The sequence below is a fragment of the Pseudomonas sp. genome, from assembly GCF_051660785.1.
GTDB lineage: Bacteria > Pseudomonadota > Gammaproteobacteria > Pseudomonadales > Pseudomonadaceae > Aquipseudomonas.
The window spans coordinates 32,595-45,994 of the sequence record NZ_JBOFQE010000088.1; the positions used below are offsets into that span (position 1 = coordinate 32,595).

Annotated in this window: 16 protein-coding genes; 5 read left to right on the top strand and 11 right to left on the bottom strand. The window is 52.8% G+C overall.

Annotated features, from left to right (window positions below; translation table 11 throughout):
• The first annotated feature begins 196 nt into the window (after positions 1 to 196).
• From ACRC4F_RS23940 to ACRC4F_RS23950, 3 genes are read left to right on the top strand one after another with little or no spacing between them, the layout of a single operon-like run.
• The gene (locus ACRC4F_RS23940) at positions 197 to 850 is read left to right on the top strand and encodes a hypothetical protein (protein ID WP_438661581.1); all 654 of its coding nucleotides are present in this window, start codon (positions 197 to 199) and stop codon (positions 848 to 850) included.
• Positions 847 to 1,341, top strand: a complete 495-nt coding sequence (locus tag ACRC4F_RS23945; RefSeq protein ID WP_438661582.1) for an ImmA/IrrE family metallo-endopeptidase — start codon at positions 847 to 849, stop codon at positions 1,339 to 1,341. The genes ACRC4F_RS23940 and ACRC4F_RS23945 overlap by 4 nt, the downstream gene beginning before the upstream one ends.
• Positions 1,342 to 1,344: 3 nt before the next feature.
• The gene (locus ACRC4F_RS23950) at positions 1,345 to 2,472 is read left to right on the top strand and encodes a beta family protein (RefSeq protein ID WP_438661583.1); all 1,128 of its coding nucleotides are present in this window, start codon (positions 1,345 to 1,347) and stop codon (positions 2,470 to 2,472) included.
• An 8-nt stretch (positions 2,473 to 2,480) separates the two neighbouring features.
• Here the strand turns inward: ACRC4F_RS23950 and ACRC4F_RS23955 are convergent, their stop codons facing one another.
• The 5 genes from ACRC4F_RS23955 to ACRC4F_RS23975 form a co-directional block, all read right to left on the bottom strand.
• On the bottom strand, positions 2,481 to 3,134 hold the full coding sequence (locus ACRC4F_RS23955) for a sce7726 family protein (protein WP_438661584.1): 654 nt from the start codon (positions 3,132 to 3,134) through the stop codon (positions 2,481 to 2,483).
• Positions 3,135 to 3,952: 818 nt separating this feature from the next.
• Positions 3,953 to 4,534 (bottom strand): hypothetical protein, encoded by a 582-nt coding sequence (locus tag ACRC4F_RS23960; RefSeq protein ID WP_438661585.1) that lies wholly within the window; start codon positions 4,532 to 4,534, stop codon positions 3,953 to 3,955.
• A 426-nt stretch (positions 4,535 to 4,960) separates the two neighbouring features.
• Positions 4,961 to 5,671 (bottom strand): SDR family NAD(P)-dependent oxidoreductase, encoded by a 711-nt coding sequence (locus ACRC4F_RS23965; protein WP_438661586.1) that lies wholly within the window; start codon positions 5,669 to 5,671, stop codon positions 4,961 to 4,963.
• A gap of 43 nt (positions 5,672 to 5,714) precedes the next feature.
• Entirely contained in the window at positions 5,715 to 6,371 is a 657-nt protein-coding gene (locus ACRC4F_RS23970; RefSeq protein WP_438661587.1) for a DsbA family oxidoreductase, read from the bottom strand.
• Positions 6,368 to 6,589, bottom strand: coding sequence for a tautomerase family protein (locus ACRC4F_RS23975; protein WP_438661588.1), 222 nt, complete (start codon positions 6,587 to 6,589; stop codon positions 6,368 to 6,370). Before ACRC4F_RS23975 ends, ACRC4F_RS23970 begins: the two co-directional genes overlap by 4 nt.
• Before the next feature lie 223 nt (positions 6,590 to 6,812).
• Between ACRC4F_RS23975 and ACRC4F_RS23980 the strand changes: the two genes are divergently transcribed.
• Together ACRC4F_RS23980 and ACRC4F_RS23985 are read left to right on the top strand one after the other, a co-directional pair.
• Entirely contained in the window at positions 6,813 to 7,001 is a 189-nt protein-coding gene (locus ACRC4F_RS23980) for a hypothetical protein (RefSeq protein ID WP_438661589.1), read from the top strand.
• A 400-nt stretch (positions 7,002 to 7,401) separates the two neighbouring features.
• The gene (locus ACRC4F_RS23985; RefSeq protein WP_438661590.1) at positions 7,402 to 7,695 is read left to right on the top strand and encodes a DUF3077 domain-containing protein; all 294 of its coding nucleotides are present in this window, start codon (positions 7,402 to 7,404) and stop codon (positions 7,693 to 7,695) included.
• A gap of 120 nt (positions 7,696 to 7,815) precedes the next feature.
• On the opposite strand, the gene ACRC4F_RS23990 is transcribed toward ACRC4F_RS23985, so the two are convergent.
• From ACRC4F_RS23990 to ACRC4F_RS24015, 6 genes are all read right to left on the bottom strand, one after another.
• Positions 7,816 to 8,595 (bottom strand): DeoR/GlpR family DNA-binding transcription regulator, encoded by a 780-nt coding sequence (locus ACRC4F_RS23990; RefSeq protein WP_438661591.1) that lies wholly within the window; start codon positions 8,593 to 8,595, stop codon positions 7,816 to 7,818.
• Between the two features lie 55 nt (positions 8,596 to 8,650).
• The gene (pdxA, locus tag ACRC4F_RS23995) at positions 8,651 to 9,652 is read right to left on the bottom strand and encodes a 4-hydroxythreonine-4-phosphate dehydrogenase PdxA (RefSeq protein WP_438661686.1); all 1,002 of its coding nucleotides are present in this window, start codon (positions 9,650 to 9,652) and stop codon (positions 8,651 to 8,653) included.
• A gap of 5 nt (positions 9,653 to 9,657) precedes the next feature.
• The gene (locus ACRC4F_RS24000) at positions 9,658 to 10,938 is read right to left on the bottom strand and encodes a four-carbon acid sugar kinase family protein (RefSeq protein ID WP_438661592.1); all 1,281 of its coding nucleotides are present in this window, start codon (positions 10,936 to 10,938) and stop codon (positions 9,658 to 9,660) included.
• Positions 10,935 to 11,948 carry a 2-keto-3-deoxygluconate permease gene (locus tag ACRC4F_RS24005; protein ID WP_438661593.1) on the bottom strand — a complete coding sequence of 338 codons (1,014 nt, stop codon included), beginning with the start codon at positions 11,946 to 11,948 and terminating at the stop codon, positions 10,935 to 10,937. The genes ACRC4F_RS24000 and ACRC4F_RS24005 overlap by 4 nt, the downstream gene beginning before the upstream one ends.
• A gap of 452 nt (positions 11,949 to 12,400) precedes the next feature.
• Entirely contained in the window at positions 12,401 to 12,721 is a 321-nt protein-coding gene (locus ACRC4F_RS24010; protein WP_438661594.1) for a type II toxin-antitoxin system YafQ family toxin, read from the bottom strand.
• The gene (locus ACRC4F_RS24015; RefSeq protein WP_438661595.1) at positions 12,672 to 12,971 is read right to left on the bottom strand and encodes a type II toxin-antitoxin system RelB/DinJ family antitoxin; all 300 of its coding nucleotides are present in this window, start codon (positions 12,969 to 12,971) and stop codon (positions 12,672 to 12,674) included. The genes ACRC4F_RS24010 and ACRC4F_RS24015 overlap by 50 nt, the downstream gene beginning before the upstream one ends.
• Between the last annotated feature and the right edge of the window lie 429 nt (positions 12,972 to 13,400).

Sequence of the window (13,400 nt, forward strand, 5' to 3'; positions counted from 1 at the left end):
TGAAAGCCACGTCGTCGTACTCTCAACATCGACACGACTTAACGCGCACGCAACAAACACTTTTATTTATTCTTTATCTTTTTTTCGCACCTCCTGCTGGCATACTCCATCTTTTATCACCAGTCTATACAGTAATTAAAGGTTGGGGAACAACAAACCGGCGCATCGCAGCGCCGACAACATAATGAACAACAGCATGCCCAACACAGCGCAAAAAAAAAGTACTTCGACTTCAAATATAAGACATATACGTTCAACAACATTAGCCACATTGATTCTGGCTTTAATTATTAGTCTTTACGCCGTAAAGACTCTTGCAGAAATATCCAACACCGAAACAAAAGAACAGAATCAAGAAGAGCCAAGCCTGACAAATCACGAAAATCTGAAAGACTATCTTCTTATTCAGGAGATCGTCCAGTCGATGACTCCCAAAGCGGATTCCAGCACACGAGATCTTGTACTGGAAGTAAAACTCCAAGCCGAAAAAATAAAAAATCTAGAGAAAGAAGTCTCAGAATTAAGGAAACCTGACGACAACAGCGTGGCCACGCTTTTATTATCCGCTGTATCAGTAATTATAACTGTACTTGGAGTACTTATTGCGATACTAGCAATACTTGGGTATCGCAACATAAAGAACGAAGCTATTAAAGACGCTCGAAAAACCGCAAAAGAAACTGTAAAAATAGTCGCCAAAGAAGAAATTCCGAGAGCGACAGAAGAGAATATAATTAAGCTAATCGAAGAAAACAGATTCGACAGGTTAATTCAAAACGCTGTGGAAAATATTGTTTATCGAGATACTTCAATGCCGGATGAAGTTACAGATGAGGAGCGGTCAAATTGAGAACTTCGCCGGAATGGAACTCTTTGAGCGATCATCAAAGAACGGTCATATCTTCGCATCAAACTAATCTGCCAGTGGCGGTCGGAGCAATCGCCAAGGATCTCGGATTAACCATCCTTAAATCTACTATGCCAGGTTCAATTTCAGGAGAAATAAGGGAGTCGGACGGAGTTATCACGATCAAGGTTAATCGCCACGATGTTAAAGAAAGACAACGATTTACTATTGCGCATGAAATCGCGCATTTTTTGCTGCATCGTGAACGTCTCGCTGGCGGCATCACAGATGATGTACTTTATCGCTCGAGACTCTCGGATGATCTGGAAAGAGAAGCCAATAGATTAGCGGCAGATATAATAATGCCTGCATCGCTTATCCAAGAAGCGCTAATTGTGCATGGAGCGCTAAAACCAGATGATCGATATAAAAAAATCGCTGAGCTCGCCCAAGTATCGCTCGCCGCAATAAAAATCAGGACGGGGAAAAAATAGTTTATGCAAGATACATTTCCAAATTGGGAATACATACCGATTTTAGCAATAAGTCTTGCTGAAATGACGGCGATTGCACAACTCCCCGACAAAGACAAAGATGAACTACTTCCGCTCTTTTCCCTGAGAGGATGGGTTAGTGCTCATCGCTTGGAAAACTCACTCAAGAAAATTGAGGAGTCCATAGGGAACCGTCCTTGGATCTCAGATATCGACGAAAAATTTCTTTCCGAAAATAAAGTATTCCTGTTCACCGGAAAATATCCCGAAAAACCCGTGTATCAAGAATTAGTGCAGCTTTTAGATCCTAGTAACAGTTATGACAATTGGTACAACTTCATAAAAAGCCAAAAAAATGCGATCCCTTGCCTTCGACATGAAAGCCTACAAGATATTGAGGGTCAGATTAACAAGCTGTCATCCCTTGACAGAGGTTTAGTCTTGAGGATCTGTCCAAACGAGTTAAATATTGAGAAGCATAACCGCTTGATTACCGCTTTAAATGTTACTAAAGCGGAAAATGTTCTTATTATTTACGATCTAGGGGGGATCGACGTAAATTTCCACGAGAGGATTCCGCTTCTAGAAAGGCTGATGCTAGAAGCAAAACGCCAGATTGCAAATGTTACGATATCAATAAGCGCATCCTCTTTCCCTTCAGGTTTTGCAGGGCAACATCGAGGAACGAACTCTATATACGAGAGAATTCTTTTTAATACAATAGCAGAAAAAGGAATCTTCAATCCTGTCGTTTATTCCGACAGAGGAAGCGCACGTGCAGAAAAACAAGAGGGTGGTTCGGGAGTTCCTCCTCCTAGAATTGATTACCCATTAAAAAAAGATTGGAAATTCGTCAGACGAGAAGTTGACGATAACGCGCCAGACTCCAAAGCCAAACGCACGACTGCCTATATAGATATCGCAAAAGAAATCATCAGTGATGAATATTGGATTCCAGAGCTACGCCTTTGGGGCACCCAACAGATAGAAATAACCTCTGAAAATAATGAGTTCGGAATTTACAGCGCTCAGAAATCCACTGCAGTTCGCATCAACATCCATCTTTTCAATCAGCTTCATTACAATGCTATTGGGGATATAATTAACACCGATGAAGAGTGGGTGGATTGACCACTCTCTCATGCTACCTCGACTACGCGCTTCAAATATGGGCTTAACAAAATCACATCGGATGGTCTGACACTGCCAAAAGCGCAGACCTTGGCCAGGAACCTATTTGACGGCATGCTAAACCTCTTAGAAATCCCGTCTAGAAGTATGTCTTTCACATCAGATTTAGAAATCTTACTCAACCTACTTGAGACTTCGATTTTCAGCTCATACATTGCAATATCGGAAGGAATTATGCCGACTCGCCTAGCTAGAAGGGAGACTTCTCTCTTCGTCATGAGCTCAAGATAATTTTGCTTAGATATATTTTTAATCAGACGTCCCTTGCGAATCACCTTTAACCCGTCCGATGTCACCTCCCAAACCGCCACATCATCATCAGCGATAGCGAGGACCCCTTCAACGTACTTCCCAGCAACGGCAACAATGACGCGATCGAAGTATTTTCTGTACTCTTCGAGCTGTCCCGCCAATCGAAACAACGAATCTTTTTCGCTCTTAATTTCAATTGCGACCATCTCTTGATTTCGAATATAACCAAGATCTACCCTACGAGCTTTTCTTGCCAAGTTCATCTCACTAAAAACAAGGGACGAAAAATCAATCTGCCCTGTTTTCAAAAGCTTGTCTAAAACCGTCGTTTTAATCTCTTTCTCACCCATATTTAAACACCGCCTTCATACGTTTAATCAACGCACACTTCTCAACAATAAAGTATCTCTACGACAGATACGAAAACAAAAACACTTTCAGTACTTCTGACATTTTCAGCCCCCCCCCCGAACCTCCTGGAAAATATTAATTATCCACAAAATCCAAACTTAAGTATAACCTGACTTGAAATCAATATAAAGCTAGAAATCTGCACCGCTCCAGATAATAAGGCAACCGCAGACGTCATTACTACTCTTTCACTAGCAAGCATAATATTTATGCCGTTTCTATGTTATTCCAAAAATACAAATCAAATTCAACTCAAGCCAAAAATATTACAGCCATCCAACTACAAACTGCACGCATTTTCTATTGATACCTTTATCTAGCATGCCATGCATTACCGCCGCAGCAACGAAGTACGCCCTATTACTGGGCGCACCCGATCAAAACGAAATTAAAATAATAAGATCAATCAAAAAGCGGAGACATGCCACGATTATGGGATTGGCCGTTTTATCAGTTAGCAAAATCGTGGGCTGGATGGGTTGAAGACATCAAGGATACGGGGAGCAGTCCAAATGAGCTTGCAAGGTGCGTAGAAAATCCAAAGCAATTCAGTGAAAACCAGCCGCTTAAGGATAGAAATAGAGGTAAATAGCAGCTCAGCACGAACACAAGCTACTGAGATAATTACCATTTTTTATATAGTTCGACTCCTGGTGCCGCACGATATTCAAAGCCCCGCAATGCGGGGCTTTGTCGTTTCTGGGCTTCGGAACTACCTCACGTCAAATCGTGAAAACGTCCACAAAGTGCCCACACTTTATATTCTTGGGACCCAGAACTTCCACCACTTGGGCGTGGGCACCGGCTTCGGCTCCGTCAAATCGCGGCCAATTTTCATAGCCATCTCCAGTAAATCACCTGTTTCCTTGAAGGCTTGCGGGTTCGAGCTTTTTGTGAGTACGCCACCGGGTACTACGTCGAGCCTGACGCTGTCAGCGAGCTGATGGAAGCGAACGATCTGTTTCGCATCCTCCGCTGTGAGCACCCCGAGTTTCGATACATTTCCCTGATAGACCCTGCTGTACTGGCTATCAATGTGGACTACAAATGGCTCAATAGTTTTAGCGTTTGGGAATATTGCATAAGCAGATGAGGATCGTGCGCGCAACAGCGCTTCCCTCTCCCGCAAGCCCGGTAGATAGCCACGACGTTCCACAATTTCGACTAGCGCCGCCACCTCAGCGAGAAGCGACGCTCTGACGCTTTCGGCCTCCTTTTTCACTTGCTTTTTCCATAGCAGAAATGGACCGGCCCCCGTTACACCACCTACCAACACCGCTGTCCAATTGATCGCAGCAAGCGACTGCACCAAAGGCGTCCAATCAATTTCTCCAGGCATTCACTTTGCTCCCTTGGTGGGTACATCAACTGAAAGCGGATTGCGGTGTACGACCTCGGTAAGATGCCCAGGACTAAAGTGAGCGTACTTTATCGTCATAGCTAACAACGCATGACCGATGACACCCTGCAGCGTAAGAATATCCCACCTTTCGCCAGGTAGTGACTTGCAAACGTATGGCGTAGCACATGCGTCATCTGCCCGTCTGGCAAGTCTATTCGCAATGCCTCGACAGGCTCTCCAAACTTCTTATAGCAGTCGCCAAAAGGCATAGCAGCATTGATTTTTGTTGCAGAGCTTCAACTATAGGCACCGTACAGTAAAAATGGGACAGATCTATTTTCTGCCCCACACCGGCACCAGACGAAACAAAGCCCTCGTAGAAATACAAGGGCTTCGCTGTTTCTACACTTTGGAAAAGCAGTCTTAGTGACCAGCGCTCTGCCCACCATCGACGTGCAGGATCTCGCCAGTGACAAAGTTCGCGCTATCCAGATAAACAACAGCCTGCGCAATGTCACTGATCTCACCCATATGCCCAACCGGATGCAGATTCCCCAGCGCCTCATGAGTTTCCTCACCATGCATCGGAGTCTTGATGATGCCAGGAGAAACCGCATTCACCCGAATCCCGCGCTTGGCGTACTCAATCGCCAGCGACTTGGTCGCCGCGTTCAAACCACCTTTAGTCAGCGAAGCCAGCACCGACGGCACACCATCAATCGCGTGGTCGACCAGGCTGGTGGTGATGTTCACGACGTGGCCTTTGCCTTGTTTTTCCATCTCGGTGATCGCGAGTTGGGTGATGTAGAAGAAGCCATTCAGGTTCACCGACAGCACCGCGGCGTAGTCTTCAGCGGTGTAAGCAGTGAACGGCTTGGCAACGAAGATCCCGGCGTTGTTGACCAGGGTATCGATGCGGCCGAAACGGGCGATGGTTTCACGGATCACTTGCTGCGCAACTGCCGGGTCGCCGATGTCGCCGGCCACGGTGAGGATGTCCGGGTCGGTGGACGGCTTGATCGAACGCGATGTGGCGACAACTTTGTAATCCAGATCACGGAACGCCTTGACCATGCCTGCGCCGAGGCCTTGGGATGCGCCGGTAATTACGATGACTTTTTTCGAATTGCTCATGATGAACCTCTACTAATAAATGATGGTTTGAAAAAGTAAGTAATCAGGCTTCGGCGGGGACCTTGGCCATTTGTCTCAACATCTGTTCGTAGTACTCGACCGACTGCGAACCGGACACCAGGTGACGTCCGTTAAGCACCATGGCCGGGACCGAGTTGATGCCGTGCTGGCGGTAGAACGCTTCAAGCTCACGCACTTCTTTGGCAAACGCGCCGGACGCCAACACTTCTTGAGCAGCCGCCGCATCCAGTCCCGCTTCAGCCGCCAGACGAACCAGCGTCTCGCGATCGCTCGGGTTCTCGCCGTCGGCGAAATAGGCTCGCAGCAGGATTTTCTTCAGAGCGACCTGCCGCCCTTCCTGCAACGCCCACAACAACAGCCGGTGCGCATCAAACGTGTTGTAGAAGTGAGTGCGCTTCTCCAGGTCGAACTTGAAACCAAGCGCCGCGCCACGTTCGATCTGCATCGCTTTGCCGGCGGCAACGTCCTCGGCAGTGCGTCCATACTTGCGCATCAAATGCTCGACCGCTTTTTCGCCGACCGCCGGCATGTCCGGGTTCAACTCGAAAGGCTTGTAGGTCAGCTCAACCGAGATTTCTCCGGCCACGTTCTCGATCGCTTGCTCCAGCGCCGTCGCGCCCAAAGCGCACCACGGGCACACCACGTCAGAGATAAAATCGATGGAGACGGACGCGGTCATGACTTGCCCTCCGCGTCAGCCAGTTGCTTTCGGTACCGGGTGGTGGTGATGCCGGCGTAGCCCCAGTTATCGGTGTCGACTTCTTCGATCACGATGTGGGTCAGGTGCGGATCCTTCTTCAGGACGCGTTCCAGGGTTTCAGTGATTTCGGCGATCACCTGAGCTTTCTGCTCAGAGGTAACGCCATCGCGGGTGATGCGTACGCTTACGAAAGGCATGAGGACTCTCCAGTGACCTTCCCTTCGGAATGAATGGGTCGGCGTTGGAGTTCAATGTATGGAGTTAGCTGGAGGGGATAAAGGTGGGGGCGGGAACATCATTAGTTACTTGGTGTAATGATTGTCTCGATGGAAGACGCTAAAACTGTTTGCGTCGAAAATGATTAATCGGCCAACTTCCAACCGCAATGTTTAGATATCGCCAAAAAATGGAGAAATGCTCATGACAATTCGATTCTTCGACAGCCCGTTCCATGTCACGCACGACGAGGAAATTGCCAACAAAATGGTGAGGGAAGTGGAGCTATCGATCGTCACTGATTGCCCTCAAAAGCCTGGCGTCGAAGAGAATGAAGCCGGCGTCAGGTTAGACGTGGGTCATTCACGCATTCCCAAGCCTCAGGACCAGTAAATCACTGAAGCTCTCACCCTACGCCACCACCTAGCCACGATTGCGCATCCGCCTCCCTCAAGCTACCTTCAAACCGTCGCTGCCAATTCAGCGACCGGGCCTGATAACCCGAGTAAGATACAGGCGCACAAGCGCCCATAATCACGATTGTTGGCGTTTTTTTGTGCCTGCATTTCCGTGTAATGGCGGCTGTGCGTGGGAGACCTTCGGGTCTGCCGGGTTCCTGTATCTCCGGTTTATCAGCCCGCGCATAGCTGCCACCCATTCGCCTGATAACGAACGTGGTAGCTCTAACTTTGATTCAGGAGTTTTTGCTAATGCCCGCTATCGATCCGTCCAAAATTTGCGTTACCGCTTCACTGGTCACCACCCACCACCGTCCAAAAACCGGAGGTGCCCAATGACCAACCCCCAAGACCTGAAAACCATCGGCCTCACCCCTTTCTCCCACCACGCCAACCAACCGCTCTTTCGCATCAACGCAGGCGTCCCGGTCATCGCAGCCCTCTCCCACGCATCCGATCTGCTCCACGTCGCCAAACTGCTCGCATCAGACGCGGCCATGGTCCGCGACACAGACCGCCACGCCTGGGCATCGCATTACTTGCAGGACATGAGTAAAGCGATCATCGATGACGTGGTGAAGGTGCTCGACGCACCGTGTAACAACCGAGCCAGTAACGTCGTACCGTGATCTAAATCGCACGCATAAAAAAGCCCCGAATCAATCGGGGCTTTTTGCATCAATGAGAGGGCGTTGGCATATGCCTTTTGCGCAAAAACGAATCTACGTGCATAAAAACGTTCACAACGCTTAAGCGTTATCGACTCTCACAGTCTCCACAGTGATCTGCTTAAGCGCATAAAACGGCGCAAGCGCCGCCTCATCCGCGGTTGAGCTGGTAATCAACCGCCACTCCCGCTCAATCGGCGTCCAATGCTGCTGCCGAGCCCGCCCCAGCTTGTCAGTGTCAGCAAGGACAACTATCTGCGCCGCCCGCTTGATGATGCATTCCTTCAAATACGCCTGCTGCGCACTCGCCTCACACAAACCAAACTCCGCGACCACACCATCAGCACCCAGAAACGCCTTATCGACACTCAACCGACTTAACGTCAGCTCAGCCAACGGCCCCAACGTGCTCATGCTCGAACCGCGCAGATCGCCACCGATCAACGTCAACCGAACCCCCGGCGCATTGGCCAAAGTCATCACGGCGAGCAGGTTGTTAGTCACCACATGCACGTCTTGTCGCGAACACAAATGATGGGCCAGCGCAGCACATGTGGTGCCGCCGTCGAGCAGCACGGTATCACCGTCCTGTACATGAGCCGCCGCAGCTTGGGCGATGGCGTCTTTTTGCTCCCACTGCGACGTCTTGCGTTCTTCAAGGGAAGCTTCCGGCTCATGAACGCCGACAACCGAAGTGGCGCCGCCATAGGTCCGCACCAGATGCCGTTGTTTGGCGAGCATGGTCAGGTCGCGCCGCACTGTGGCTTCCGAGACTCCGAGCGCCGCGCTCAATTGCTCGACGTTGGCATCGCCAATGCGTACGAGATCGAGGATGGCGCGGTGGCGTTCGGAGGCTTTCATGGCGGGTCTCGTTGTGTGGACGGTGGTCGATCTTACACGACAGCGCCCGCGCGGCTCATCCCCGTCGCGTGGCGAGTTCCGCCCCCTGACGCAGCGCTTCGAGCAGGCTGCGTTCATCGGCGATGCCCTTGCCGGCGATATCGAAAGCCGTGCCGTGGTCGACCGAGGTGCGGATCACGTCGAGGCCGACGGTCACGTTCACGCCCGCTTCAAGTCCGAGCACTTTGACCGGGCCGTGACCTTGGTCGTGATACATCGCCACCACGAGATCAAAGTCGCCGCGGCCGGCGCGGAAGAACAGCGTGTCGGCGGGCAGCGGGCCAGTGACGTCGAGGCCGCGTTCCTGCAGCAGCTTCACCGCAGGGATGATTTTTTCTTCCTCTTCGCCATAACCGAACAAACCGTTTTCACCGGCATGGGGATTGATCCCGCACACGCCGATTCGCGGTTTGGCGATGCCGGCCTTGATCAGCGTGTCATTGCCGCGCTCGATGGTGCGCTGGACCAGGCCCGGTTCGATCTTGCGGATCGCGTCGATGATGCCGATATGCGTCGTGACGTGAATCACCCGCAGTTGCGGCGCCACCAGCATCATGGAAACTTCATCGACATTGGTCAGGTGCGCGAGCATTTCGGTGTGGCCGGGGTATTTGTGGCCACCGGCGTGCAGCGCTTCCTTGTTCAGCGGCGCGGTGCAGATCGCGTCAATCTCGCTGGCTTCGGCGAGTTTCACCGCGCGGGCGATGTATTGATAAGCGGCGTCACCGGCGATTGGCGACAGTTCGCCGAACGGCAGGTCGTCGGGGATCAGGTCGAGGTCGATGCAGTCAATGGTGCCGGCCTCGTACAAGGCTTGGGCGGCGTTCTCGATGCGGCGCACTTTGGCGCTGCCGCCGACGATGACGTTGGCCTGTTCGAGACGGCGGGCATCGCCGATCACCAGCGGCCGGCATTGTTGGTAGACGATGTCATGAGTCAGGCTCTTGACGATGATTTCCGGGCCGACGCCGGTGGCGTCGCCCATGGTGATGCCGATGATGGGGAGGTAGTTGCTCATAGTGTTCATTCGAGTCCTTGGATTCGTGTGCGTTGGGGCGGGGAGCGATCGGCGCTGTCGCTCAGGTGTTGCCATGCCGCATACAAAGCGTTGTCGGTGCCGAACGCGCCGGCTTTGGTGACGATGCCGGGGCGGTGACCCTGCCGGGAAACGGTCGGGCGGGCGAAAGCGACGCCGGCTTCGATTTCGGTCAGCAGTTGCAGGCTGTCGATGCCGACGGTGGTCAAGATGGCCCGGGCCGTCTCGCCGCCCGTGGCGATCAGACCGCCGACCTTGGCAAAGTGCGGCTCGACCAGCACGGCGAGCATGCTTGAGAGTTGCGCGCCCTCTTGCGGATCGAACGCTTCATCGCGCCCGATGCGCAGCAGCAGGTCGCTCCAGCCGTCCAGTTGCTCGCCGATGCGCGATTGCCAGAGCGCCCAATCGGCATGCGTCGTGCCTTGGCGAAGAACCTCGGGTGGGACAACCAATTCGCTGACGCCGCCACGTTCCTTGAGCAAAGCGCATTGGCGTTCGCAGACGCCGGAGAGGCTGCCGACGAGGATCAGAATCGGTGCCTGGCTTTTTTCCTGCGCTGTCGGTTCGCTGGCTGTGAAACGTGTTTCGGAGAAATCAGAAAGACTGGCGATTTCCCGCGCAAGGCCACCCGAACCGATCCAGAACAGCGGCTGCTCCATCGAGGCGGTCAGGCGAGCGAGGGTCAGCAGGTCGTCCTCGGTTTGCGCATCGACGATCAGTGCCTGGGTGCCATTGCCGGCAATTTCAGCAATGTGTCGCTCAAGGGCTTTTTCGTTGCCGCGCAAGGTGTCGAGGTCGAGCTTCGCGGTGCTCAGGCCGGCGGCAACGAGCATCGCTTCGACATCGGCCGGACGGTCGGCGTTTTCCAGTTTCCAGGTATCGGTGGTCTCCAGCGGTTGGCCGTTCACGAACACCCGGCCACCGAGCAACGTGCGTCCGGTGGCGGGAAACGCCGGGGCGACGATGGCCAGGCCGGCCAGCGGTTGCAGGGCGGCGACTTCGGCCGCCCAGTTGCCGCGCAGCGTCGAATCGATTTTCTTGTACAGCCGTTGCCCGGGTTGATGCAGGGCCTTGAACGCAGCGACGGTGCGCTCGGCGGCCCGCGTCGGAGTGAGGCGCCGAGTGTCCGTGTCAGCGGCAATCACCTGAGCATCAGCCTTGTCATTCAACGGGTCGAGGGTGACGACCGTCTGCATCCCCACACTCGCGAAGCCGATGGCGCAATCCGCCGCGCCGGACAGATCGTCTGCGATGATCAGAATCCTCATCGCAACGCCTCCTGCTTTGGAGGTTCGATCCCCGGCTCGGGTATGACAACGGGGTTGCGCTGCTGTACGCGCTTGGCGACGGCGGCGGTGAGCAACGGTGCGAGGATCGCGGTGACCACGACGCAGGCGGCCACCAGTATGGTCGCGCTCTTGGCCGCTTCGGCGTAGACCGGGTTGGCCGCTGCGATCAGCGCTGGCACGGCTGCGGCGTTCCCGGCGGTGGTGGCTGCGGCAACACCCGCGACGCCTGTGCCACCGGTCAAACGGTCAGCGAAGAACAGCGGGATGCCCGTCAGCACGACCACCGCAACACCCATGCCGAGACCCAGCAAACCGGCCTGCCAGACGTTATGCAAATCCAGGCTGGCACCCAGCGCGAGGGCGAAGAACGGGATCATTACCGGGACGGCTTTGGCCAGAAAGTCGCGCATGTCTCGGTCGAGATTACCCAGCAGCATGCCGAGAGCCAGTGGCAGGATGCTGCCTACCAGCGTCGGCCAAGGGAATGCCGACAGGCCGGCGATACCCAAGGTCACCATCGTCAGAAAAGGCCCGGACTCCAGGGACATGACCGAGTAGGCGCCGACGTCTTCGGATCGACCGTATTGACCCATCAGCGCCATGTACAAGCCGCCGTTGGTGTCGTTCATCGCCGCGACAACCGCGAGCGTGGAAATGCCGGCGAAGAGTCCCGAAGAAATCGGCTGCTCACCCAGGAAGTGCCCGAGCACAATGCCGATCAGCACGGCGATGCCGACTTTCGTGATGAGCAGCGTGCCGCCCTTTTTCAGCAGATAAGGCGTGGCCTTGATATTGATGCTCGCGCCCATGCAGACGTAGAACACCGCGAGGATGGGTAACGCCCCGGTGAACAGCGCATTGGTGAAGGAGCCGAAAAACTTCGGTGTGTCGGGAAGGAATGTAGCCACCAGCGAGCCGATCAGCAGCGGGACAATCATCATGCCGCCAGGGATGCGTTCAATGGTGCGCTTGATAGGAATTTGGGCCACGAGGGTCTCCTTTTATAATTGTTTGGTAAGACGTATTTCACCTCGAAACTGACTGGATCGATCACCTTGTGATTGATTCAGTCAAAATTATCTTAGGCCTTCGTCATTGCTTGCGCAAATCAATCATTCAAATGATCGTTTTGATCATTTGTGGAGGTAGAGCCTCAGACTGAAACGACCTCGCTGGTGCGAGGCTCATTGACACAAGCATCACCCTTTGCAGAGAATCGACCCAAGAGCGCGAAACCGACTGCCTTCAGGTGGCAGTAGTCGGCGTTAGGAACCCCGTTGATGACCTGGACATCAGCGCTCGGGTGAGACCTCTTTTTAAATGCAGCCTTTCAGGCTGCTTTTTTTTTGGCGCGAAAAAAAGCCCCGTATCAGTCGGGGCTTTCTTCTATTTCATATCGCGCCAACTTCACCAACAAGCCGCTGTAAATGACTCGAGCGCTCTACCTGAATAGTTCTGAATGACTTCCGAGATCAACAAATGTAATCAGGTCGGAACGTGTGTGCTCATAGATCATCAAGAAATCACCGCCAATATGACATTCTCGGAAACCAATCCAATCACCTGTCAAGGCATGGTCAAGATATTCGGGGGGCAATGGCTCTCCCAGAAAAAGCATGATCATCACTTGTCGCACTTCGTTCATATCACGACGTCCCGCCCGCCTGTAACGCTCCCAAGACTTCTTAAATACTGACGTTTGTGCACATTGTTTAGGTATTTCGGCGCGCTTCTGTTTGTTCTCCGGTTTCGCCATCAGCATCCCTCAGCATGTCGTCTATCGAATCGAACTGCTGGCGAATATTTCGTGCTTCTATCATTGCGCGGGCTGTCTTCTCCGACGGGACGCGTACCTCAAACGGGAGTCCTTGCGTCGCAACAACCTGACGGAGAAAGAGACGCATGGCATCACTGATGCTCAGGCCGCACGCGCTCAAGACCTCTGTAGCACGCATCTTCAAATCCTCATCAATGCGGCAGCGCACATCAGTGGTTTTCAGCAATGCACCCATATAAATGCCCTCATCGTTATTTTGTAGCTACATTGGCGCTACCTCTGCATTGTGGTCGAGCGTACCGTTTTCGGTCAATGTCGAGTTGATAAGCGGAGCCATAGACTGGACTGACATGTGCTATTTCAGCGTTTTATACAGTCGATAACTATCAGCCAGATCCTCATTTTTCTGAAGAGACGTCCTAAGACGACGCAGGAAATAACCCCCAGTCCTGTCAGTCTCAAAACCAAAAAAATGCCCAAACCTCCCGGTCCGAGCATTTTTTTGACCCTGATCACCCACCCCTCCCCAAAAACCTCGACTCTATGTAAGCCTCCAGCCATCGGACGCAGCATCATTTCGCTACTAAACTCGGGACAAGCGTGTTCAGGTGCAGGATTATAGCCAGCACGAATCGCCCAACCGGCGGCCAGGTACTCAACAATA